The organism is Citrobacter sp. CRE-46 (genome assembly GCF_059615875.1).
Genome location: NZ_CM184341.1, coordinates 3,717,170 through 3,739,124 on the forward strand (window position 1 = coordinate 3,717,170; position 21,955 = coordinate 3,739,124).

Sequence of the window (21,955 nt, forward strand, 5' to 3'; positions counted from 1 at the left end):
TCAGGCCAGTGAACGTGACGCCAGCCACTGACGTAATTGTTTTTTATCCACTTTACCGACCGGGGTTAGCGGGAGTGACTCAACGCACTCCACACGGTCAGGTAATTTGAATTCCGCCACGCCCTGGTCACGCAGGAAACGGCGCGCCTGCACCGCGCGCAGCGGCTCTTTCACCACCAGCCATGCGCAGCTTTTCTCGCCCATCAGTTCGTCATCCATACTGACCAGGGCTGCATGGATCACCGATGGGTGGCGTAACAGCAGGTTTTCAATTTCTTCTGCTGCGATCTTCTCGCCACCCCGGTTGATCTGATCCTTCTCACGCCCTTGTACGGTGATATAGCCATCCTGATCGATAGCGATCAGATCGCCGGAGCAGTAAAAACCGTTGGCGTCAAAGGCGCTGGCATTGTGCTCCGGGCTGTTGAAGTAACCCCGGAAGGTGTACGGACCTCGCGTCATCAGGCGGCCCGTTTCGCCCTGCGCCAGGGGATTACCATCAGCATCGGCGACCCAGACTTCATCATCCGGACACATCGGACGGCCCTGGGTATTGATGATGCGCTCAGGGCTGTCGTCCAGACGGGTGTAGTTCACCAGCCCTTCCGCCATGCCAAAAACCTGCTGCAACTGGCAGCCAATCTCCGCCGGAATACGCGCCGCAAGCGAGGCGGAAAGCCGTGCCCCACCGACCTGCAGCAGCGTCAGCGAAGCCAATTGCGCATTGCTCCCCCACTCCGCAATCGCCTGCAGCCACAGGCTCACCGCCGGCGGCACCAGCGCCGTGACGTTAACCTGATGCTGTTCAATCAGCGGGAAACATAAGGTTGCGCTCGGGTCAGCCGCCAGAACCACGGTGCCGCCAGCCAGGAACACGCCAAGCGAACCAGGCGAACTCATGGCGTAGTTATGCGCCGCCGGGATCGCGCACAGATAGCGCGTTTCCCTGGTGAAGCGGCAGATCTCATTACTGCGACGCACGCTGTAGTAGTAATCGTTATGGGTACGAGGAATAAGCTTCGGCGTCCCGGTGGTACCGCCAGAAAGCTGGAAGTACGCCACTTCATCAGCAGGCGATGGCGTCGCGGTAAAATCAGCCGCAGGCTGGTCTATCGCCATTTGCAGGTTATGTTCGCCTTCATCATTGCGCAGTTGCACCACGCGCACTGAATTGTGTTCAGCCACAAAGGTATTGAGAAAATCTTCCCCGCTAAACAGCGCATGCTGGCGATCGGCGATCAGTAACGCGGGTGCGATCTGTTTAGCATAAGCATTGAGTTCGTTACGCTGATGGCTAAACAGCGCCAGCACCGGAGCGACGCCCAGCTTGAGCAGCGCAAAGAACGTGATATACAGCTCCGCCACATTGCCCAACTGCACCAGCGCGGTTTCGCCAGGTTTGATTCCCTGACGACGCAGGCTGCAGGCGAGATTGTCAGTCGCCTGATTCAACTGGCGATAGCTCAGATGGCGTTCACCATCAATGACCGCCGTATGGTCGCTCTCGGCGTGACGGGTCAGAATGTCGGTCAGCGGCAAATCCTGCCAGTAGCCTTTTTCACGGTAACGGCGGGCAAACTCCTCCGGCCAACGGGTGAAAGGAATACTCATCATGACTCCTTAATGCAGTCCAAAAACATTCAACATGGTGGCAAGCTTGGCTCCCGTTTCACGCCATTCCGCAACCGGAGAAGACGCAGGCACAATACCGGCGCCGGCAAAGAAACGAACCTGATTACGCAGCAGCTTCGCGCAGCGGATCGTCACCACCCATTCGCCATTACCTTCAGCATCACACCAGCCGACAATGCCGCCGAACAAGTCGCGATCGAACGGCTCCAGCTCGGCGATAATGTTGCGCGCAACCTGATGCGGGAAACCGCTCAGCGCAGGCGTCGGATGCAACAGGCACGCCAGCGTCAGCGCGTTTTCCTCTGCGTTGGCTTTTCCTTCAAACGGCGTGCCGAGGTGCCAGAGCGTAGGCGTAGTGACCAGTTGCGGAGAGGAAGGGAGTTGCAATTCACTGCTGCGATCGCGCAACACGGCTTTCATCGCCTGCGTCACCAGGTCGTGCTCATGGCGGTCCTTCTCAGATGCCAGCAGGCGGATCCCCGCTTCCCTGTCCAGCACATCATCAGGCTGACGGCGCGCCGAACCGGCCAGCGGCAGCGAGCTAAAACGATCGCCTTCTTTGCGCAACAGCAGTTCCGGGCTGGCGCCAAGCAATACGCCACCGTCTTCAATGGGGACATGGAAGTTGTAACTCGCCGGATTTTGCGCCACCAGACGCTCCAGCAGCGCACCGCTGTCAATGTTGGCATCGGTGGTGATATCGATCAGACGTGACAACACCACTTTGTCGACTTCCGGCGTGGCCGTCAGCGCAGCCGCCCGGGCGACCATCTCTTCAAAAAAGTCCTGTTGCGGAATCGATTTACGCTCAACGACGTTTAATGACTGATGCCGGTTAAAGTAACGTGATGATTGCTGCTTTGCCGTGCGAGAGAAGCTCTGCCACGATTGGGGAATAAACAGCGATGATGGCTGGCGGGTATCGAAAGGAATTGCCCCGACCATAATGGGGTTAGCGATGCCCTGCGATTTGGCATCAGCAAACAGTGCGTGCATTTTGTGTTGGAAAGGGCTGTCTGGCGAATCGCCATCAATTGCCGGTTCCGCATAGCGGGCGAAGCATCCTGACGTCGTAAAACTACGATACGGCGACATAAAGAAAAAACTGTCGGGAGCGAGCGTCGGCATAGTCTGCGTTTTTTCCTCGGCCAGTGACATATCCATATCATCCTCCAAAAATGATAAAGGCTCTAATAATGATTATCATTTATATTTTCGGTCGCTAACCTAAAAGCAAAGCGGCTGTATGTCAACTCTTGCGGCAGCACAATGTGCGACTTTGGCTTGCATCCTCGCTCGCTAACAATGAAAATGAGAAGCATTAACCATACTGATAACAGGAAGCTGATTCGTGAGTCTCCCCTCTTTTCGTCGCACCGTGCTTTTACTGACTGGTTTGTTTATTTCAGGAATTTCTTTAGGTCACGCCGCCGACTGGCCGCGTCAGATCACCGACAGCCGTGGCACGCATACGCTGGAGCATAAGCCGCAACGCATTGTCTCCACCAGCGTCACCCTTACCGGCTCGCTGCTGGCGATTGATGCCCCGGTCATCGCCAGCGGCGCCACCACGCCGAACAACCGCATTGGCGATGCGCAGGGCTTTTTACGTCAATGGAGCGACGTGGCCAGGGAACGCAAACTCAGCCGTCTGTACATCGGCGAACCAAGTGCGGAAGCCGTCGCGGCACAAATGCCGGATCTGATTCTGGTAAGCGCCACCGGCGGCGACTCCGCCCTCGCGCTATACGATCAGTTGTCCACCATTGCGCCCACGCTTATCATCAACTACGACGACAAAAGCTGGCAGACGCTGCTGACGCAACTGGGTGAAATTACCGGTCAGGAGCCGCAGGCAGCCGCGCGAATTGCCGAATTTGATAAGCAACTGCAAGCGGTTAAGCAACGGATCACCCTACCGCCACAGCCGGTCAACGCGCTGGTCTATACCGCTGCGGCGCACAGCGCCAATCTTTGGACGCCTGAGTCGGCACAGGGCAAGCTGATGGAACAGTTAGGCTTCACGCTGGCGCCGCTACCTGCCGGTTTGCACACCAGCCAGAGCCAGGGCAAACGCCACGATATCATCCAGCTTGGCGGTGAAAATCTGGCGGCTGGCCTGAACGGCGAAGCACTGTTCCTGTTTGCTGGCGACAGCAAAGATGCCGACGCCATTTATGCCAATCCGCTTCTGGCGCATCTGCCAGCCGTGCAAAATAAACGTGTTTACGCCCTGGGCACGGAAACCTTCCGTCTCGACTACTACAGCGCGACGCTGCTGTTGCAACGTCTGTCAGCTCTCTTTTAATCGCCAGCGCCGGATGCGGCTAACGCCCTATCCGGCCCGTCAGGTATTCACAGGCATTTGCCGGAATCGACGTAATTCCCCCAGCAACAACAGCAGTAGCAGACCGACAATCACCAGCCCAAATCCACTCACGCTTGCCGAGGCGACCGGCGTCATCATCGCACCCAAACCACCTAACAACGCCGCGCCAATCGCGTCCCCGGTGACGTTCTGCGCCGTCCACAAACCGTTAATTCGCCCGAGCATCGCTTCTGGCGTCTGCGTCTGTAACAGGGTGTACTGCAACAAAGAGCTAACCGCACTTAACCAACCGAACAGCGCCAGGCAGACAACCCCAAGCTCCCAGACCGGCATCAACCCAAACAGACCGATAGCCAGGAATGAAGCCACGGTAGAACCCAGCATGATCAATCCCGGACGAACGCTGTGCGCCAGCTGTCCGCTGGTCAAAGCGCCCACCGCCGCGCCAAGAGGAATGGCCGCATACAACAAACCAATTTGCGCGCTCGACATCTGCCAGTTAATCGCCAGCGCCGGATACAGCACCCGCACGGCGCTCGCCATGGTCAACAGGCCGCCGAGCAGCGCAATGCCGCCAATCAGCGGACTGGCGAGCAAAAAGCGAAATGCTGCCAGCAGCGATTTCAGCGGATGCTCGCGCGGCTGCGGCGGTGGAGGTAACGCGGGAAGGCTCAATAAAGGCAGTAAGGTTATGAACGTGCCTGCCGCCGCCAGCCCGTAGTTCCAGGCCACGCCACCGGTCGCCAGCAGCACTCCACCAAGCATCGGCGAAATGACCGAACCCAAACGCACCGTCAGCATGGTAATCGCCCCGGCCTGCATCAAATTCTCCCTCCCGACCAACGCCGGCGTTGCTGCCAGCAAAGCCGTCACGCCCAGCGAGGCAAAGAAACCGTCCCATAAGCCAAGCAGATAAATCGCCAGTAACGACGGTTCGGGCAGCAGCGCATTCAGACACAAACCAATAAAGCCGACGCCACAGGTTCCACGCGCCAACAGGATCACTTTTTTACGCTCATAGCGGTCGGCCAGTACGCCGCCAACCATCAGGCCAATAAACATTGCGCTACCGGTCAATGTCACCGATAAACCCACTTGCCAGGTCGACTGGGTCATCATCTGGATCTGTACCGGAACCGCCACACCGAGTAGTCCCAAAGAGACAATGGAAATAAAACGAGCGAGGAAGACGGCGCGAAATGCAGGGTGGGTCTTTAACAGGCTGAGATTAAGCAGCCAGGATTGTCGATTCATTACAGAGCCTTACCAGGTACTTTTTCAATATCCATTCGATGGCTGCACATGCTAACATATCCAAATAAGATCGATAACGATAATTACTATCATTATCAGGGAAGTTGATATGTCATGCTCTGTTTCCGCGACACGCGCTTTCGCCGTGCCCGGACTATTGTTATTACTTGTTCTCACCACGGTATTAAGTCTGGTTATTGGCGCAAAATCGCTACCTGCATCCGTGGTGCTGGATGCACTCACCGGCAGTTGCCAAAGCGCGGATTGCACCATCGTGCTGGACGCGCGACTGCCACGTACGCTGGCAGGACTGCTCGCCGGCGGCGCGCTGGGTCTGGCGGGCGCCTTAATGCAAACGCTCACGCGTAACCCGCTCGCCGATCCGGGGATCCTTGGGGTTAATTCTGGCGCCAGCTTCGCCATCGTGCTGGGCGCGTCGCTGTTCGGTTTCTCTTCCCCACAGGAACAATTGCTGATGGCTTTTTCCGGGGCGCTGATCGCCTCGCTGATTGTGGCGTTTACCGGTAGCCAGGGCGGCGGACAGCTCAGTCCGGTACGACTGACTCTGGCGGGCGTTGCGCTGGGTGCAGTGCTCGAAGGGCTATCCACCGGCATCGCCCTACTCAACCCGGACGTCTACGATCAGTTGCGATTCTGGCAGGCCGGTTCGCTGGATATCCGCAGCCTGCAAACGCTGAAGGTGGTGCTGGTGCCGGTATTGATTGCCGCGGCTGCCGCATTGTTTCTCAGCCGCGCCCTGAATAGCCTGAGTCTTGGTAGCGACACTGCTACCGCGCTGGGCAGTAAAGTCGCCCGCACGCAGTTTATTGGCCTGCTGGTGATTACCGTACTGTGCGGCAGCGCGACCGCAATTGTTGGTCCTATCGCCTTTATCGGCCTGATGATGCCGCATATGGCGCGCTGGCTGGTGGGGGCGGATCACCGCTGGTCACTGCCCGTTACCCTTCTTGCGACCCCCTCTCTGCTGTTAATTGCCGATATCATCGGTCGCCTGATTGTCCCCGGCGAGCTACGTGTTTCGGTGGTCAGCGCGTTTATCGGCGCGCCGGTGCTCATCTTTCTGGTTCGCCGTAAATCGCGCGGGGGTGGCGCATGATGCACCTCTCCCGTCGTCTGGTCATCAGCAGCCTGCTGCTGGTTGTAGGCTGTCTCGCCGTTGGCTTGTGGAGCCTGCGTAGCGGCGTCGTTACGCTGGAAACTCAGCAAATTATTGCCGCTCTGTTCGGCGATGCGCCGCGCAGTATCACGCTGGTGGTCACCGAATGGCGTTTGCCGCGCGTGCTCATGGCGTTATTGATTGGCGCGGCGCTCGGCGTGAGCGGCGCAATATTTCAGTCGCTGATGCGCAACCCGCTGGGCAGCCCGGATGTGATGGGTTTCAATACCGGTGCCTGGAGCGGTGTACTGGTGGCAATGGTGCTGTTTGGACAGCATCTCACCGCTATCGCGCTGGCGGCTATGCTGGGTGGGATCCTGACTTCACTGGTTGTCTGGGCGCTCGCCTGGCGCAACGGCATCGACACCTTCCGGCTGATTATTATCGGTATCGGCATACGCGCTATGCTGGTGGCGTTCAACACCTGGCTGCTGCTGAAAGCGTCATTAGAAACCGCATTAACGGCCGGACTGTGGAACGCCGGCTCGCTCAATGGCCTGACCTGGGCCAAGACCTGGCCTTCTGCCCCGCTGATTATTGTGATGCTGGTGTGCGCCACGCTGCTGGTGCGCCGGATGCGTTTACTGGAAATGGGTGACGACAGCGCCTGTGCGCTAGGCGTCAGCGTTGAGCGTTCGCGTCTGATGATGATGCTGGTCGCCGTGGTACTGACCGCCGCCGCCACCGCGCTGGCAGGTCCAATTTCCTTTATAGCTCTCGTCGCCCCCCATATTGCGCGTCGACTTAGCGGCACATCCCGCTGGGGATTAACCCTGTCAGCGCTATGCGGCGCGCTGCTGCTGCTGATGGCGGATTTATGCGCCCAACAGCTGTTTATGCCTTATCAGCTTCCGGTGGGCGTTGTCACCGTAAGCCTCGGCGGTATTTATCTTATCGTCTTGTTAATTCAGGAGTCCCGCAAAAAATGATCGAATCAGTTGCCCGTTTGCGCGGCGACCAGTTAACGCTGGGTTATGGCAAGTTTACCGTCGCGGAAAATCTCAATGTGTCGATTCCCGACGGTCACTTTACCGCGATTATTGGGCCAAACGGCTGCGGGAAGTCAACGCTACTGCGCACACTGAGTCGTCTGATGACGCCCGCCCACGGCAAGGTTTGGCTCGACGGTGAACATATTCAGCACTACGCCAGCAAAGAGGTCGCACGCAGAATAGGTTTGCTGGCGCAAAACGCCACAACGCCGGGTGATATTACTGTACAGGAGCTGGTTGCTCGCGGGCGTTACCCACATCAGCCGCTGTTTACCCGCTGGCGGCAAGAAGATGAAATCGCAGTAAACACAGCGATGCAGGCCACAGGGATCACCCATCTGGCGGCGCAAAGTGTAGATACGCTTTCCGGCGGACAGCGCCAGCGCGCATGGATTGCAATGGTGCTGGCGCAGGAAACATCGATTATGTTGCTCGATGAACCCACCACCTGGCTGGATATCAGTCATCAGATTGATCTGCTGGAGCTGCTCAGTGAGCTAAACCGGGAGAAGGGTTATACGCTGGCCGCCGTTCTGCACGACCTCAATCAGGCCTGTCGCTACGCAACGCACCTGATTGCGCTGCGTGACGGAAAAATTATTGCCGAGGGGGCGCCGAAGGAGATTGTTACGGCGGAGCTTATCGAAAAAATCTATGGATTACGCTGTATGATTATCGACGATCCGGTTGCCGGCACGCCGTTAGTCGTACCGCTAGGGCGCAACAAATAGCGAGAGTTAACGTATGGCGGCTGCCTGCCGCCATACGACAATTAATCACACCAGTTGCTGATCGATAAATGCCATTTTTTGCTTACGCGACACCATGGCATAGTTCAGCAGAACGCCGCCACAGGCCACCATGCCACCCAGTAACGCAGCCAGAATAACGATCATCGATTTAGCCGGACCATCTTTATGCACTGGCAGTGAAGGTGAAAGCTGATATTTAAACGGCGTAAATTTTACGTCACTCACGTTCATGGCTAACAGCTGATCAACGTGATATTGGCGGTTACGTAATTCTCCGTTAATTTCCGCAACATCTGTTACTGATTTTTCAATTTCTAATTTACGCGAGATACCATCAGCGCCCAGTGAAATAGAGAAATCAGGATCATCTTTCACCGCCTGGCCATTACTGTAGACCGGCTTTTTAATCCCGGCGGCATTCGCAATCTCCAGGGAGTAGTTGAGGCGCTGAATATTTGCTTCCATCTGGTTTTTGAGCCTGACGCGATCCATCGCCAGCCTTTCTTTCTCGAAGCTAGTTTTGATGAACAGTTTATTGCGAATATCTTCCAGCGTTTCTTTCTCAACAATAGAAGAAATATAATGGATATAACCCTGTAGCACAGACTGGGCTTCTTCGGCCTGAGGGGCGGTAAAGCTCAGTGTCCATGAGGTATACAGCGAGGTCTCACTCTTTTTTCCCGCATTGCTATCAACCGCGGTCATTTTTTCACCGAGCCTGACGATTGCGCGGTGCAGGTCCATTTCGTCAATATCAGCGCCCTTCAATTGCTCCATCACATAGGGTGAAGAACGCAGATAATCTTCTAACAATGAGGGCGACTGAAATTTTTTGATAAACAGGTTAAACACATCACTGCGGCTGACGTTAATATCCATATCCAGCACGCGCAATTTGGTCAACGTATTCTCGAGATCCTGCCACTGAACCGGTTCTGCCGGCGTCACGATGGCCTGACTGGTCCATTTTTGCGGCAGCAGGAAAGAGACCAGAATACCCGCACAGGCAAAAGCGAAAACGGTAGCCACAATTTTCGTCCTGGCGCGCCATAAGATTTCGACCAGGTTAATTAAATCAATTTCGTTGGCGTTTACCGTAGGCTGAGGATAAGCAGTAAATTCCGAAACGTTGTCTTGCTTAATATTCAATGATGACATGTTGCGTGACCTGAAAACTTTCCCAAAAGAAAAACACTCCCGTGGGAGAAGTCTACCAGCTAGTCAGAATTATCTGAAACTTTCTTTACGCATCTGCCCCCTACCAAAAATTATCTTCGGAATTTATTCACTCCCTTCGCCACCCCATTCCACACCAAAGCAACAACTCCACAACATGACATTGCATTATGGAGTTGTTCGATTGCCGTAATAGCAAAAGTGACTTTGTTACGCAGATTGATTAATCAACGCATTGATTACAGGCCCTATCGTCACAAACGCGGTGGGAGAAATGATGTCGACATGCGCGCAGTCGTGACGATAAACCTCCAGACTGGATATCCATGGTGACCAACTACGTTCAGGGCTAACGTCCTGCGGTAATGTGCGTTCAGCCACAAACAGCGTAGCGTGGCCCGCAAAAGCTACGCTGTGGGCTGTGGTTAACAGGCGAACCGCATCCGCATAATTGCCTTCGATAGCGTTGAATAACGCATCAGACGCATTCCCCTGCTGTGCAGCCAGGAACGCTTCACGTTCACGCTCGATCTCCGCCAGTACGGCAGGATCCAAGCCATTGGCCTCTTTTTCCTGCCAATTTTGCGTTTCCGGCGGCCAGGTATCCAGCAGCCCCAGGAAGGCAACATCCTCCCCCCGGGCGTGTAAACGCGCGGCAATCCCCTGCGCCAGCGTCCCCCCCAGCGAGTAACCTAATAAATAGTATGGCCCGTGAGGCTGCTGGTTAAGCAGCGTTGCCAGATGATGGTCACATACCGCATCGAGGTTTTCCGCCGTTTGCATGGGTCCATCCGGTCGCGGCGACTGAATGCCTGTAATCGACCACTGCGGGCTGAGGTAACGCGACAGCACGCTAAACTGCCAGGCAAAACCCGACGCGGGATGGAAGCAAAACAGCGTTGGGCCGTGACTTTCACGCAGCGGCAGCAGCGTCTCAAACCCCAGATGCTGCGACTGTTCATCATCATCACTCTCCAGCAATGCGCTGAGTTGTTCAACGGTAGAAGCCACCATAATCTGACCTGGCGTCACCTGTCGTTCAAACATACGACTCAATTGCGCCGCCAGCTTCATCGCCAGCAGAGAATGTCCGCCCAGCGCGAAGAAATCTGCCTCCACATCATTGACCTCACAATCCAGCAAGGCCGCAAAAGAGTGCGCAATGGTGGTTTCGATCCCAGGGCGCGGCGCACGTCCCGTTGTGCGTGACGTTAGCTGAGGCATCGGTAACGCTTTACGATCCAATTTACCGTTCGCGCTGAGCGGCAGCGCCGCCAGTTGCAGCAATACCGTCGGCACCATATGCGCTGGCAGTTTTTCGCGCAGACTCTCCCGCAATGCAGAGGTGTCCAGCGGTAAACCCGATTGCGACACCAGATACCCCACCAGTTGACGCGCATCGCCGCCGGTCGCCGCAGCCTGATTAAATACGCAGGCATAGGCAACAGCATGCTCGACATCGGGCAGTTGCTGCATCACCCGATCAATTTCCCCCAGTTCAATACGCTGTCCGCGAATTTTAAGCTGGTCATCGCTGCGCCCCAGGTATTCCACCGCGCTATTTTCCAGCCAGCGGGCCACATCCCCGGTACGGTACATGCGTTCACCGGCATTAAACGGATCGGCGATAAAGCGGCTTGCCGTCAGATCCGCTCGTCCCAGATAGCCCTGCGCCAGTTGGATCCCCGTCAGGTATAGATCACCCGCTACGCCGAAGGGCACCGGACGCATCATGGCATCGAGGATCCGCAAACCGGTGTTCCATACCGGATAACCAATCGGTACGCTGTTGCCGGTAACGGCGGCGAGCGCTTCCCCCCAGGCCGGATACCAGCTCACATCAACCGCCGCTTCAGTTGGTCCGTACAAATTGTGCAACGGCGCATGGGTCAACTGTTCCCACTCACGACATAAATCTGCAGGCAAGGCTTCGCCGCTGCAGAATACCTGCTTCAGCGAAGCACAACTTTTCTGCGCAGTTTCCGGCGTCAATGACGCAATAAAAGCAGCCAGCATGGAAGGAACAAAGTGAGTGGTCGTCACCCCGTATTGGGCGAAGAATTGCTGCATCGCCAGCGGATCGCGGTGCGCCTCGGGCTCCGCCATCACCAATTTTGCGCCGGCAATAAACGGCCAGAAAAATTCCCACACCGAGACATCAAAACTGCATGGCGTTTTTTGCGCCACCACATCCTCTGCTGTCAGCGGATAGTGATTTTGCATCCACAACAGGCGGTTGACGATCGCCGTTTGCCCGACCATCACCCCTTTGGGTCTGCCGGTAGAACCGGAAGTAAAAATGATATAGGCCGTATGATGCGGTTGAGAGAGGGCCAACGGCGCGGTATCTCCCACTGACAGCGGCGCGTTGTAGCACAGACTTTCCAGTCCCGGGATATCGCCAAAGCGCGCCAGTTGATCATCGGTGGCGATCACTAATTTTGGCTTTGCGTCTTCGAGCATCATCCGCAGGCGATCGTCCGGGTATCCGGTATCCAATGGCAGCCAGGCGGCTCCGGCTTCAACAATACCGTGCAGGGCCAGCGTCAGGAATACTGAACGCGGTAATGCCACGGCAACGCTGTCACCTGGCTGTACGCCCCGCGCGCGCAGTAGGTGCGCCAGCGCCACAACCTGCTGGCGCATTTCACGATAACTAAACTGATAACGAGCATCGGCCAGCGCCGGGGCATCCGGCGTTTTATCGGCCTGCTGTGCCACTAGCGCGCTCAGCGTCGTGGCCGGGATCTCCACGGTCGTGTCGTTAATCTTCGCCAGTTGCTCATATTCCGCTGGCAACAGCATCCCGGCCTCACCACAGCAGAGCGCCGGATTGTCGGCAAACTGTTCGATAAGCGCGGTTAAACGCGATGCGTGTTGCGCCAGCGTCGCGGCATCATAACGCTGTTTATTGGCGAGGATTTCAATACTCAGCCCACCGTTTTCATCCGGGAATAGCGCCAGCTCAAGATCGTTGACCGGGCCTGTCGCCAGGGTATGGGTCTGCGCCTGAACGCCGGGAATATTTAGCTGATAATCGAATATTTTCACGTTCAGCACCGGGCCAAACAGCGGCTCGGTACCGGCTGCACGCCCGCTGTCGCGCACAATTTGTTCAGCGTCATAACGCTGATGTCGGCGCATTTTCTTCAACTGCCCTGCCAACCGCTGTGCCAGCGCAGGCAAGCTTTCTGCCGCATCCAGCCTCACGCCAAAGGGCAAAACGTTTAAAACCGGTCCGGTGGACGTGAGTGCCGCCGATCCCATACGCCGCATAAAGATAAATCCGGCGGCATAATCCATTCGGCTGCATAAACGTCCCAGCCACAACGCTACCAGCGCGAGAGCCAGATCCGCACGCTGCACATCAGGCATACGTGCTGCAAGCTGGCGGAACGCGCCTTCAGGCGCGGTGAGCTTCAGACGAATAATATCGGCACTGGCCGAGCGCCCCGGTAATGGTTTGTTCGACAACGACGCCGGGGGCGGTAACTGTTTACGCTGCTCGGTCCAGAAAGTAGCATCACGTTGCCAGGCATCGCTTTGACGATACTGTTGATACTCTTCCACGACCTCGGCAAACGGCGTAAAAGGAGAATCCGGCGTGGGTTCGCCACTCTGCCATGCGCAGTAAATGGCGGCTATCTGGCGGGTAATGGCCGGAAAGCTGAAGCCATCAACCAGCAGATGATGGTAACGCTGATACCAGTACCAGCGGTTATCACCTACCTGAATCAGCTGATGGAAAACCAACGGTTTATGACCATCAGCGCGTAAGTCCTGTTGCAGATCGGCCTGCATTAGTGCGCGGGCTGCTTCATGTGGGTGAGATTTTTCGCGCAGGTCGAAAATTTCAGGTTCCGCGAAGGTGAGCGCAGGATCAACCCATTGCCAGACCTCACCGTTATCTTCGCTAAACCGCATCCGCAGAGTATCAGCCTGCTCCAGACCGGCAACGATTGCCTTTGCCAGTAACGGCGCGTTCAGTTCACCGGTTAATTCTACGTAGTGCGCCACGCTCCACGCCGAGGGCAAGGTGGAGAGTTTTTCCGCCATCCAGATCCCCGGCTGAGCCGCGACTAACGGTAAACGCTGAGTCATTGAGCCTCCTGCACATCAATGTAGTTTGCTGGCGTCAGCGTGGTCCAGTTTGCATCCAGCCATTGCTGGCAGGCTTCCTGCGATTGCGGTTCGCACGCGACTTGCCAGCCAGCAGGAAGTGAGCACTGCTGCGGCCAGAGGCTAAACTGACGCTGTGGGTTTTGCAGAATGTAAAACTGGCCCTGCGGATTATCGAAGGGGTTACTGAACTCCATACTCAACTCCTGTCGTGGAACATCGTCCGGTTAAATCGTCTCGGAAAGCGGCTGCCAGAGCGTCATTAGCCCTTGCATCAGGCCACCGCGCCAACAAAGCGCATCGTGTCCGCCATCAACCTGACGCCAGAAAATAGATTGTGGTGCAGAGGGTAATTGGGCATATAGCGCCTGATTGGCACGAAAAATTATCGGCTCGCGTATCCCGGCCTCCAGAACGATACGCAGTCCCTGAACGCTGACCTTGCCGCTCTTCAGTTGTTCAACAATCGCCCCATCCTGATGACTGCCGCGATGCGGCCACCAGAAAGAACCGGACTGGCTGAGCACACAGCCAAAGCGCGCGGGCCAGTTCAGCCCGGCATACAGCGCAGACAACCCGCCAAAACTTTGTCCGGCAACCACCGTGCGCTGCGGATCGTCACTGAACGCAGTGGTCGCCTTCACCAGCGGCAAAAGCTCCTGCTGTACCGCCAACCAAAAATCGGCGTTACACGGCAGTTCGCGGCTACGATGAGATGTGTCGATAGCGTCAATCAGGAGATATACGGCGGGAGGGAGATCTCCGCGGTGCGTGAGCGAAGCCAGCGCAGGCCACACCGGCATACTTTGCGCCCAAAACTGACCGTCCAGCAGGATAGCCAGCGGACGTGCTTCTGGTTGGTCGTCACCGGTGGTAAATACCCATACGCGACGCGTATTGCAAAGCCTGGCGCTGTGCCATTGCAGGCAAACTGCGGGGCAATCGGGAGCCGCAGGCTGATCCCAGCCGGGCTGTACGGGAGCGTCTGGCATTTCGAGCGCTGACACCGCATGGCCACGACCTCCCCGCCAGCTCTGCGGATTGAGAGGATCGGCAATCGCCTGCGGTAACAATTGTCGCCAGCCTTCACGCAGCACGTTTCGGCCAGGCGTTTCGTCCGCCGCCAGCGCGGCAAAAATGTCATCCCGAGCGGTGGGAATGAAGCAGTAGCTACCGCGCCAGTTGGCGCTGAGGGAAACACTCCAGCACCAAACATTTGTACCGTTAATGCGTTGCATCGACTGAGGGGGGACATTTTGATGATGGTCGGTGACGCCGGTGATATAGACCCACACACGACGAATGGCTGACTCTTTTTCCGTTCCCTGCGGGTCACGCCACCAGAAGGTTACCCGATAATTTCCGTTCTCTTCACGCTCCCACTCCGGGCCTTTTTTCGACTGCCACCACGCTTCGCTTCCCGTCTTTAACGTCGTCACCGCCATAACCCCATGTTTACTGTGAATTTTTATGATCTAGCGTGAAATATATTGATAATATTATTGATAACTATTTGCATTTGCAATAGCGTATTGTCGCGCTGTGGGAAGCGTGCACAGTTTTTCACCACTTATAAACCGACCTGGCGCTGCGTACTTTTTCTGGAACGGAGGGTTTACGCGGATGCGGGCGACATCAGACCAAATGCCGCACCACGGCACATGGGTACTCGTGGCTAAAAGAACAGCAGGACATACAATGAACAACAAGATTCATTCACTGGCCTTATTGGTCAATTTAGGGATTTACGGGGTAGCACTGCCAGCAATGGCAGAAGATCAAACTGATAACGCCGCTGTCTCTCATGAAGACACCATCGTCGTTACCGCCGCGCAGCAAAACCTGCAGGCGCCGGGTGTTTCAACCATCACCGCGGATGAAATCCGTAAAAATCCTCCCGCGCGCGATGTTGCGGAAATCATCCGTACCATGCCTGGCGTTAACCTGACCGGCAACTCAACCAGCGGCCAGCGCGGTAACAACCGTCAGATTGATATTCGTGGTATGGGTCCAGAAAACACCCTGATTCTGATCGACGGTAAGCCGGTGACCAGCCGTAACTCCGTGCGTCAGGGCTGGCGCGGCGAGCGTGATACCCGTGGCGATACCGCCTGGGTGCCACCGGAAATGATCGAGCGTATTGAAGTGCTGCGTGGTCCTGCCGCAGCACGTTACGGCAACGGAGCTGCGGGCGGCGTGGTGAATATCATCACCAAAAAAGGCAGCAATGAATGGCACGGTTCGTGGGATACCTATTTCAATGCCCCGGAACACAAAGACGAAGGCTCGACCAAACGTACCAACTTTAGCCTGAACGGCCCAATGGGCGGGGATTTCAGCTTCCGTCTGTACGGTAATCTGGATAAAACGCAGGCCGATGCCTGGGATATCAACCAGGGTCATCAGTCAGAACGTACCGGCACCTACGCCAATACCTTACCGGCCGGTCGTGAAGGCGTTATCAATAAAGACATTAACGGCGTAGTTCGCTGGGATTTCGCCCCGCTCCAGTCGCTGGAACTGGAAGCGGGTTATAGCCGCCAGGGCAACCTGTACGCAGGCGATACCCAAAACACCAACACCAACCAACTGGTGAAAGATAACTACGGGAAAGAGACCAACCGCCTTTATCGTCAGAACTACTCTCTGACCTGGAACGGCGGCTGGGATAATGGCGTTACCACCAGCAACTGGGTGCAATATGAACATACGCGTAACTCCCGTACGCCTGAAGGTCTGGCGGGAGGAACCGAGGGGATCTTTGACCCGAATGCGTCACAAAAATATGTCGATGCCGACCTGAATGACGTCATGCTGCACAGTGAAATCAGCATTCCACTGGACCTGCTGGTCAACCAAAACCTGACGCTCGGTACCGAGTGGAATCAGCAGCGCATGAAGGATATGCTCTCCAATTCGCAGACCTTTATGGGCGGTGATATCCCAGGCTACAGCAGCACCAACCGCAGCCCGTACTCCGATGCGGAAATTTTCTCTCTGTTTGCTGAAAACAACATGGAACTGACCGACAGCACCATGCTGACGCCGGGTCTGCGTTTCGATCACCACAGCATCGTCGGCGATAACTGGAGCCCATCTCTGAACCTGTCACAAGGTCTGGGCGATGACTTCACCCTGAAGATGGGGATTGCGCGCGCCTATAAAGCGCCAAGCCTGTATCAGCTCAACCCGAATTATATTCTCTACAGTAAAGGCCAGGGTTGCTACGCCACCGGCTCCGCGACCGGCATCGGTTGCTACATGATGGGCAACGACGATCTGAAGGCCGAAACCAGTATCAACAAAGAGATTGGTCTTGAGTTTAAGCGTGACGGCTGGCTGGCCGGGGTAACCTGGTTCCGCAACGATTACCGCAACAAGATTGAAGCGGGGACGGTACCGTTCGACAGAACGTCCATCACCAGCAAAGGGAAGACGACTTACACCGATATCTATCAGTGGGAAAACATTCCTAAAGCGGTGGTTGAGGGTCTGGAAGGTACGCTGAACGTGCCGGTTAGCGAAACCGTTACCTGGACCAACAACATCACTTACATGCTGCAAAGTAAGAATAAAGAGACCGGCGAACGCCTGTCGATTATTCCTGAGTACACGCTGAACTCGACCCTGAGCTGGCAGGCACGCGAAGATTTGTCGCTGCAATCCACCTTCACCTGGTACGGTAAACAGCAGCCGAAGAAATATGATTACCAGGGCAAACCGGTAACCGGCAGTTCGGCGAGTGAAGTCAGCCCGTACAGCATCGTCGGCCTGAGCGCGACCTGGGATGTGACGAAAAACGTCAGCCTGACCGGCGGCGTGGATAACGTCTTTGACAAGCGTTTGTGGCGTGAAGGTAATGCCCAGACCACGGGCGATATTGTGACCGGAAACTATATGGCGGGCGCGGGCGCGAACACCTATAACGAACCGGGCCGGACGTGGTTCATGAGCGTTAACACACACTTCTGATAACGTTTCCCCCTCTCCTCCCTGCGGGGAGAGGGAAATCATAACTACCATGCTCACCACGCACACACCGCTCACTTTCGCAGACCACACGCTGCACATTGTCGAGTTCGATCCCGCCAGCTTCCATGAGCAGGACCTGCTCTGGCTGCCCCACCACGCTCAGCTCCTGTCCAGTGGACGTAAGCGTAAAACAGAGCACTTAGCAGGACGTATTGCCGCAGTACATGCATTACGTGAATACGGTATCAAAACTGTGCCCGGCATCGGCAGGCAACGCCAACCATTGTGGCCGCAAAATCTGTTTGGCAGCATCAGCCATAGCGCATCGACAGCGCTGGCGGTGGTATCGACACATTCCGTTGGGCTGGATATAGAAGCTGTTTTTACGCCACAAACCGCCGTTGAGCTGGCTGACGGCATTATCGATAACCACGAACGACAGATTATGCATCACGCCAGCCTGCCCTTTCCGCTCGCCTTAACCCTGACATTCAGCGCAAAGGAGAGCCTGTATAAAACGTTTTCGGAACACACTACGGCGTTACCGGGGTTCGCCAGCGCTAAAGTTACCGCCCTCACCCCAACCCAGGTAACCTTGCAAATTCAGCCCTTATTTTCGCCAGGCCTCGCCGGGCAGGAAATTAACGTTCGCTGGTTTCAGCGCGATGAAAACGTCATTACCTTTTGCACGAGCAGTACGCCATGCTCACGCTCCTTTTCTGTCTGAATCGTCAACGGGGAAACGTGCTATACCTGCTGGCACTCTGCCATCGACCTGCGTTGCCGCCCATGTTCATCAAAGTTGTCGGCAGCCAGCCACCGCTGCAATGCGGCATCGCGCTGCGGCCATTCGCTGTCAATCATTGATAACCAGTCGCTGTCGCGGTTGCGCCCCTTACGCACGATCTTCTGGCGAAAACGCCCTTCGAAGATAAACCCCAGACGCTCTGCCGCCCGTCGCGACGCCGTGTTCAACGAATCGCATTTCCACTCCACGCGCCGATAGCCTGACGCAAACGCCTGACGCAGCAGCAGCCAGACGCTTTCGGTGCCGAGTACCGTATTTTTCATGCGCGGCGACCAGGTCACATGACCAATTTCGACCGAGCCATGCTCCCGTTCGATCGCCATAAAGCACACCAGGCCAACGGCACGCCCGGAAAGCTGTTCAATTACCGCATAGGGAACCAGAGAGGCGTCAGTGGATTTTGCCGCGATCCAGCAAGCCGCGGCTTCAACGCTCGTTGGGCGGGAGCTTGCAAGCCAGGTCCAGTCGCGATCGTCGGGTGCCTGCGCATAGGCATCAAACAGGTCGGCGGCATGGCTGTCGGCATCCAGAGGAACCAAACGGCAATACTGTCCAACAAGCTCTTCCCGTGGCAGCACGGCGGCCCCCTTCCAGTCCGGCACAACATCGCCGACAGTCTGACCATAAAGATTTATTTCCAGCACGGATTCAACCCCTGTTGCGAAGCAAAAAATAGTTATAGCACCTGCCATTTCACCTTCAAAGCGTCACCCGGTGATTTCTTACGCAAAACAGAAAACCAGCAGTCCTTCTATACTTAATTAAAATCAACGCTGAAGAGAACCCTATGTCACTACCCGATTTTCATGTTTCCGACCCTTTTACGCTAGGCATTGAACTGGAAATGCAGGTGGTTAATCCCCCAGGTTACGACCTGAGCCAGGATTCTTCCCGGCTGATTGACGCCATTAAGCCACAGCTTACCGCCGGGGAAGTGAAGCACGATATCACCGAAAGTATGCTGGAGATGGCAACCGGGGTTTGTCGCAATATCGACCAGGCTGATGCTGAATTGTCGGCCATGCAGCAGATAATCATGCGGGTTGCGGCAGAGCATCACCTCGCCATCTGCGGCGGTGGTACGCACCCATTTCAAAAATGGCAACGTCAGGAAGTCTGCGATGACGAACGCTATCGACGTAACCTGGAAAATTTTGGTTATCTTATTCAGCAGGCGACCGTTTTCGGTCAGCACGTCCATGTTGGCTGCGCCAACGGTGATGATGCAATTTACCTCCTGCACGGGCTGTCGCGATTTGTTCCTCATTTTATTGCGCTCTCTGCCGCCTCGCCTTACATGCAGACATCCGACACGCAATTTGCCTGCGCGCGCCTGAATATATTCTCCGGCTTTCCCGATAATGGTCCGATGCCATGGGTGAATAACTGGCAGGAATTTACGGGACTATTCCGTCGCCTGGCTTACACCAGCATGATTGATAGCATTAAAGATTTGCACTGGGATATCCGCCCCAGCCCGCACTTCGGTACGGTTGAGGTTAGGGTAATGGACACTCCGTTGACCCTTAAACACGCGGTCAATATGGCGGGACTGATACAGTCCACCGCCCACTGGCTACTCACCAAACGTCCATTCAAACACCAGGAGCGTGATTATTTACTGTATAAATTCAACCGTTTTCAGGCCTGTCGCTTTGGTATGGCGGGGATTGTCACCGACGTGAATACGGGCGATGGGCATCGCCTGGCGGATGACACGCTACGACTGCTGGAGAATGTCGCCGCCTCTGCGGAGAAAGTGGGAGCGACCAGCGCGATTGAAGCCTTACGCCTGCAGGTTAAACATGGTCATGATGAAGCACAGAATATGCGTGATTTCGTGGCGGAAGGCGGATCGTTGAGTGGTCTGGTGAAAAAACACTGTGAGATTTGGGCAGGGCTTTAGGTGTGGGGTTTGCGTTGCCCGCTGAGATCCCGGACAATGGTATTTTAACTCAAGTTTAACAATACCATGAAACACCCGCTTGAATCGCTGATGACCGCCGCTGGGATCCTGCTGCTGGCTTTTCTGTCCTGCCTGCTCTTACCTGCCCCTTCACTTGGCCTGGTGCTGGCGCAAAAACTCGTTGCCACTTTTCATCTGATGGATCTCAACCAGTTTTACACGTTGCTGTTTTGCCTGTGGTTTTTACTACTGGGGGTGATTGAGTATTTTGTGCTGCGCTACATTTGGCGGCGCTGGTTCTCGCTGGCGGATTAAACCCGCGAGAACCCGGTACCGTTAATGCGTTCGGCTATGATTTTCTTTGCGATAAGCGCCCGGCGGTTGACTAAACGTACGGGTGAAAATACGCGTAAAAGTCTGCTGTGAATCGAATCCGTACTTCAAACAGATGTCGTACACTTTCTGATCGGTATCGCGCAGATCGCGCGCCGCCAGCAGCAGTTTACGCTCACGGATGTAACGCCCCAGGCTCTCGCCTTTGTACTGCATAAAAAGACGCTGTAGGTGCCATTTTGAATAACCCGCATGGCGTGCAATATCATCAATGCGCAATGGTTGATTCAAATTATCATCAATCCATTCAACAATCGTATCAATTACCTGAGCAGAAATCGTCATCATGCTCTCCCCTGTGTTCATTGATTCGCCTGCTGCCACCAGGCCGTAAACGTTTGGTCCGGTTCGGACAGTATGACCGGTTCACCCAGCATCGGCGTCAGCAGTCGGTAATCTTGTTGGCGGCTGGCAAGCGCCAGTCGTTTGTACGGATCATCCCAGGTATGTTTCGCCAGAACAAAACGACCTGCGTGACCGGGCAAAACGGCTTTCGCATGCAGATCCGCCGCGGCCTGAGCCGTCTCTTCCGGCATCATGTGAATAAACTTCCAGTCCTGGTCATACTGACCGTTCTCCATAATCGCCAAATCAACCGCGCCAAACTGCTCGCCAATGGCTTTAAAATGCGGCCCGTAGCCGGAATCCCCGCTGTAATAAACGTTCTGCCCCGGCATTTCAAACATAAAGCTGGCCCACAGCGTCTGATTACGCTTAATGCCTCGCCCCGAAAAATGGCGGGCTGGCAGAACATGAACAATCAGTGAATCCGTCACTCTGACGGACTGATTCCAGTCACGTTCGTCGATTATCTCGCTGCGCATTCCCCAATAACGCAGATGCGACCCCACACCCAGCGGCGTAATCACCCGTTTAATCTTCGGCATTAACGCCTTGATGGTGGCGAGATCCAGATGGTCATAATGATCGTGCGAGATGATGAGCAGATCGATCTCCGGCATCGTCTGCGCGGTCCACGGATAATCCCCGGCAAAGGCTTTGTTCAGAAATGAAAACGGCGCGGCATAGTTGCTGAACACCGGATCAATCAGGATGCGTTGACCCGCCAGTTGCAAATACCATGAGGAGTGGCCCAGCCAGACCAGAGTATCCTGCTGCGGCGGTAACCCGGCGAGATCGCTCGCCACCAGCGGTAACGGCTGCGCTGGCCGCGCATTTTCACGCTTAGCGACCAGAAACTCCCACCAGGCCGCCAGCATACCTTTGTTACCGGTATAGCCCGGTGTTGGCACCTGATTATGAAACTGTCCATCACGATAGTGTGGCGACTGTTCAACCTGACTCAGTTGTGCCCCTTGCGGCGCCTGGCCAAATCCGGCATTGAGTACAAACGGTAAACTTGTAGCAGCGGCAATAAGCATAATAACAACCACACAAACTGTGAGACGCTTCATATCCTGACCTTAAACGCGCCTCCTTTCCGC

Annotated in this window: 18 protein-coding genes; 8 read left to right on the forward strand and 10 right to left on the reverse strand. The window is 55.6% G+C overall.

Going from position 1 to position 21,955, the window contains the following annotated elements:
• Both entE and entC read right to left on the reverse strand, forming a co-directional pair.
• Entirely contained in the window at positions 1-1,611 is a 1,611-nt protein-coding gene (gene entE, locus AC534G_RS18315; protein ID WP_110498585.1) for a (2,3-dihydroxybenzoyl)adenylate synthase EntE, read from the reverse strand.
• 9 nt (positions 1,612-1,620) lie between these two features.
• The gene (gene entC / locus AC534G_RS18320) at positions 1,621-2,796 is read right to left on the reverse strand and encodes an isochorismate synthase EntC (RefSeq protein WP_110498586.1); all 1,176 of its coding nucleotides are present in this window, start codon (positions 2,794-2,796) and stop codon (positions 1,621-1,623) included.
• A 187-nt stretch (positions 2,797-2,983) separates the two neighbouring features.
• On the opposite strand from entC, the gene fepB reads away from it, so the two are divergent.
• Positions 2,984-3,940 (forward strand): Fe2+-enterobactin ABC transporter substrate-binding protein, encoded by a 957-nt coding sequence (gene fepB, locus AC534G_RS18325; protein ID WP_069323131.1) that lies wholly within the window; start codon positions 2,984-2,986, stop codon positions 3,938-3,940.
• A gap of 39 nt (positions 3,941-3,979) precedes the next feature.
• Here the strand turns inward: fepB and entS are convergent, their stop codons facing one another.
• Positions 3,980-5,215, reverse strand: a complete 1,236-nt coding sequence (entS, locus tag AC534G_RS18330; RefSeq protein ID WP_069323130.1) for an enterobactin transporter EntS — start codon at positions 5,213-5,215, stop codon at positions 3,980-3,982.
• A gap of 109 nt (positions 5,216-5,324) precedes the next feature.
• Between entS and fepD the strand changes: the two genes are divergently transcribed.
• From fepD to fepC, 3 genes are read left to right on the forward strand one after another with little or no spacing between them, the layout of a single operon-like run.
• Complete coding sequence (fepD, locus tag AC534G_RS18335; protein WP_069323129.1) at positions 5,325-6,332, forward strand: Fe(3+)-siderophore ABC transporter permease; 1,008 nt, start codon at positions 5,325-5,327, stop codon at positions 6,330-6,332.
• Positions 6,329-7,321 carry an iron-enterobactin ABC transporter permease gene (gene fepG, locus AC534G_RS18340; RefSeq protein WP_085047549.1) on the forward strand — a complete coding sequence of 331 codons (993 nt, stop codon included), beginning with the start codon at positions 6,329-6,331 and terminating at the stop codon, positions 7,319-7,321. The genes fepD and fepG overlap by 4 nt, the downstream gene beginning before the upstream one ends.
• The gene (gene fepC, locus AC534G_RS18345) at positions 7,318-8,115 is read left to right on the forward strand and encodes an iron-enterobactin ABC transporter ATP-binding protein (RefSeq protein ID WP_038638617.1); all 798 of its coding nucleotides are present in this window, start codon (positions 7,318-7,320) and stop codon (positions 8,113-8,115) included. The genes fepG and fepC overlap by 4 nt, the downstream gene beginning before the upstream one ends.
• A gap of 45 nt (positions 8,116-8,160) precedes the next feature.
• Here fepC and wzz(fepE) read toward each other — a convergent pair whose 3' ends face one another.
• The 4 genes from wzz(fepE) to fes form a co-directional block, all read right to left on the reverse strand.
• Positions 8,161-9,294 carry an LPS O-antigen length regulator Wzz(fepE) gene (gene wzz(fepE) / locus AC534G_RS18350; RefSeq protein ID WP_110498587.1) on the reverse strand — a complete coding sequence of 378 codons (1,134 nt, stop codon included), beginning with the start codon at positions 9,292-9,294 and terminating at the stop codon, positions 8,161-8,163.
• Between the two features lie 228 nt (positions 9,295-9,522).
• Positions 9,523-13,413 (reverse strand): enterobactin non-ribosomal peptide synthetase EntF, encoded by a 3,891-nt coding sequence (gene entF / locus AC534G_RS18355; RefSeq protein ID WP_110498588.1) that lies wholly within the window; start codon positions 13,411-13,413, stop codon positions 9,523-9,525.
• Positions 13,410-13,628: an MbtH family protein gene (locus AC534G_RS18360; RefSeq protein WP_038638608.1), complete on the reverse strand. Its 219-nt coding sequence runs from the start codon at positions 13,626-13,628 to the stop codon at positions 13,410-13,412. The genes entF and AC534G_RS18360 overlap by 4 nt, the downstream gene beginning before the upstream one ends.
• A 30-nt stretch (positions 13,629-13,658) precedes the next feature.
• The gene (gene fes / locus AC534G_RS18365) at positions 13,659-14,876 is read right to left on the reverse strand and encodes an enterochelin esterase (RefSeq protein ID WP_080700403.1); all 1,218 of its coding nucleotides are present in this window, start codon (positions 14,874-14,876) and stop codon (positions 13,659-13,661) included.
• A gap of 253 nt (positions 14,877-15,129) precedes the next feature.
• On the opposite strand from fes, the gene AC534G_RS18370 reads away from it, so the two are divergent.
• Together AC534G_RS18370 and entD are read left to right on the forward strand one after the other, a co-directional pair.
• Positions 15,130-17,403, forward strand: a complete 2,274-nt coding sequence (locus AC534G_RS18370; RefSeq protein WP_069323126.1) for a TonB-dependent siderophore receptor — start codon at positions 15,130-15,132, stop codon at positions 17,401-17,403.
• Positions 17,404-17,452: 49 nt separating this feature from the next.
• Positions 17,453-18,130 carry an enterobactin synthase subunit EntD gene (gene entD / locus AC534G_RS18375; RefSeq protein WP_496594450.1) on the forward strand — a complete coding sequence of 226 codons (678 nt, stop codon included), beginning with the start codon at positions 17,453-17,455 and terminating at the stop codon, positions 18,128-18,130.
• A gap of 20 nt (positions 18,131-18,150) precedes the next feature.
• On the opposite strand, the gene AC534G_RS18380 is transcribed toward entD, so the two are convergent.
• Entirely contained in the window at positions 18,151-18,855 is a 705-nt protein-coding gene (locus AC534G_RS18380) for a GNAT family N-acetyltransferase (RefSeq protein ID WP_110498590.1), read from the reverse strand.
• Positions 18,856-18,998: 143 nt separating this feature from the next.
• Here AC534G_RS18380 and AC534G_RS18385 point away from each other — a divergent pair, with 143 nt between their 5' ends.
• Together AC534G_RS18385 and AC534G_RS18390 are read left to right on the forward strand one after the other, a co-directional pair.
• Positions 18,999-20,117, forward strand: coding sequence for a YbdK family carboxylate-amine ligase (locus tag AC534G_RS18385; protein WP_069323124.1), 1,119 nt, complete (start codon positions 18,999-19,001; stop codon positions 20,115-20,117).
• A gap of 66 nt (positions 20,118-20,183) precedes the next feature.
• Complete coding sequence (locus AC534G_RS18390) at positions 20,184-20,432, forward strand: DUF1158 domain-containing protein (protein ID WP_069323123.1); 249 nt, start codon at positions 20,184-20,186, stop codon at positions 20,430-20,432.
• A gap of 21 nt (positions 20,433-20,453) precedes the next feature.
• Here AC534G_RS18390 and AC534G_RS18395 read toward each other — a convergent pair whose 3' ends face one another.
• Both AC534G_RS18395 and AC534G_RS18400 read right to left on the reverse strand, forming a co-directional pair.
• Positions 20,454-20,795 carry a RamA family antibiotic efflux transcriptional regulator gene (locus tag AC534G_RS18395; protein ID WP_003021996.1) on the reverse strand — a complete coding sequence of 114 codons (342 nt, stop codon included), beginning with the start codon at positions 20,793-20,795 and terminating at the stop codon, positions 20,454-20,456.
• Positions 20,796-20,812: 17 nt separating this feature from the next.
• Positions 20,813-21,925: an MBL fold metallo-hydrolase gene (locus AC534G_RS18400; RefSeq protein ID WP_110498591.1), complete on the reverse strand. Its 1,113-nt coding sequence runs from the start codon at positions 21,923-21,925 to the stop codon at positions 20,813-20,815.
• Positions 21,926-21,955 lie beyond the last annotated feature (30 nt).

What these genes read in the sequence shown, in the direction of transcription:
- AC534G_RS18360 (WP_038638608.1), bottom strand. Translation starts at nt 13,628, where the DNA reads ATGGAGTTCAGTAACCCCTTCGATAATCCGCAGGGCCAGTTTTACATT.
- entS (WP_069323130.1), bottom strand. Translation starts at nt 5,215, where the DNA reads ATGAATCGACAATCCTGGCTGCTTAATCTCAGCCTGTTAAAGACCCAC.
- AC534G_RS18395 (WP_003021996.1), bottom strand. Translation starts at nt 20,795, where the DNA reads ATGACGATTTCTGCTCAGGTAATTGATACGATTGTTGAATGGATTGAT.
- entC (WP_110498586.1), bottom strand. Translation starts at nt 2,796, where the DNA reads ATGGATATGTCACTGGCCGAGGAAAAAACGCAGACTATGCCGACGCTC.
- fepG (WP_085047549.1), top strand. Translation starts at nt 6,329, where the DNA reads ATGATGCACCTCTCCCGTCGTCTGGTCATCAGCAGCCTGCTGCTGGTT.
- entE (WP_110498585.1), bottom strand. Translation starts at nt 1,611, where the DNA reads ATGAGTATTCCTTTCACCCGTTGGCCGGAGGAGTTTGCCCGCCGTTAC.
- AC534G_RS18390 (WP_069323123.1), top strand. Translation starts at nt 20,184, where the DNA reads ATGAAACACCCGCTTGAATCGCTGATGACCGCCGCTGGGATCCTGCTG.
- entD (WP_496594450.1), top strand. Translation starts at nt 17,453, where the DNA reads ATGCTCACCACGCACACACCGCTCACTTTCGCAGACCACACGCTGCAC.
- fepC (WP_038638617.1), top strand. Translation starts at nt 7,318, where the DNA reads ATGATCGAATCAGTTGCCCGTTTGCGCGGCGACCAGTTAACGCTGGGT.
- entF (WP_110498588.1), bottom strand. Translation starts at nt 13,413, where the DNA reads ATGACTCAGCGTTTACCGTTAGTCGCGGCTCAGCCGGGGATCTGGATG.
- AC534G_RS18370 (WP_069323126.1), top strand. Translation starts at nt 15,130, where the DNA reads ATGAACAACAAGATTCATTCACTGGCCTTATTGGTCAATTTAGGGATT.
- fepD (WP_069323129.1), top strand. Translation starts at nt 5,325, where the DNA reads ATGTCATGCTCTGTTTCCGCGACACGCGCTTTCGCCGTGCCCGGACTA.
- AC534G_RS18400 (WP_110498591.1), bottom strand. Translation starts at nt 21,925, where the DNA reads ATGAAGCGTCTCACAGTTTGTGTGGTTGTTATTATGCTTATTGCCGCT.
- AC534G_RS18385 (WP_069323124.1), top strand. Translation starts at nt 18,999, where the DNA reads ATGTCACTACCCGATTTTCATGTTTCCGACCCTTTTACGCTAGGCATT.
- fes (WP_080700403.1), bottom strand. Translation starts at nt 14,876, where the DNA reads ATGGCGGTGACGACGTTAAAGACGGGAAGCGAAGCGTGGTGGCAGTCG.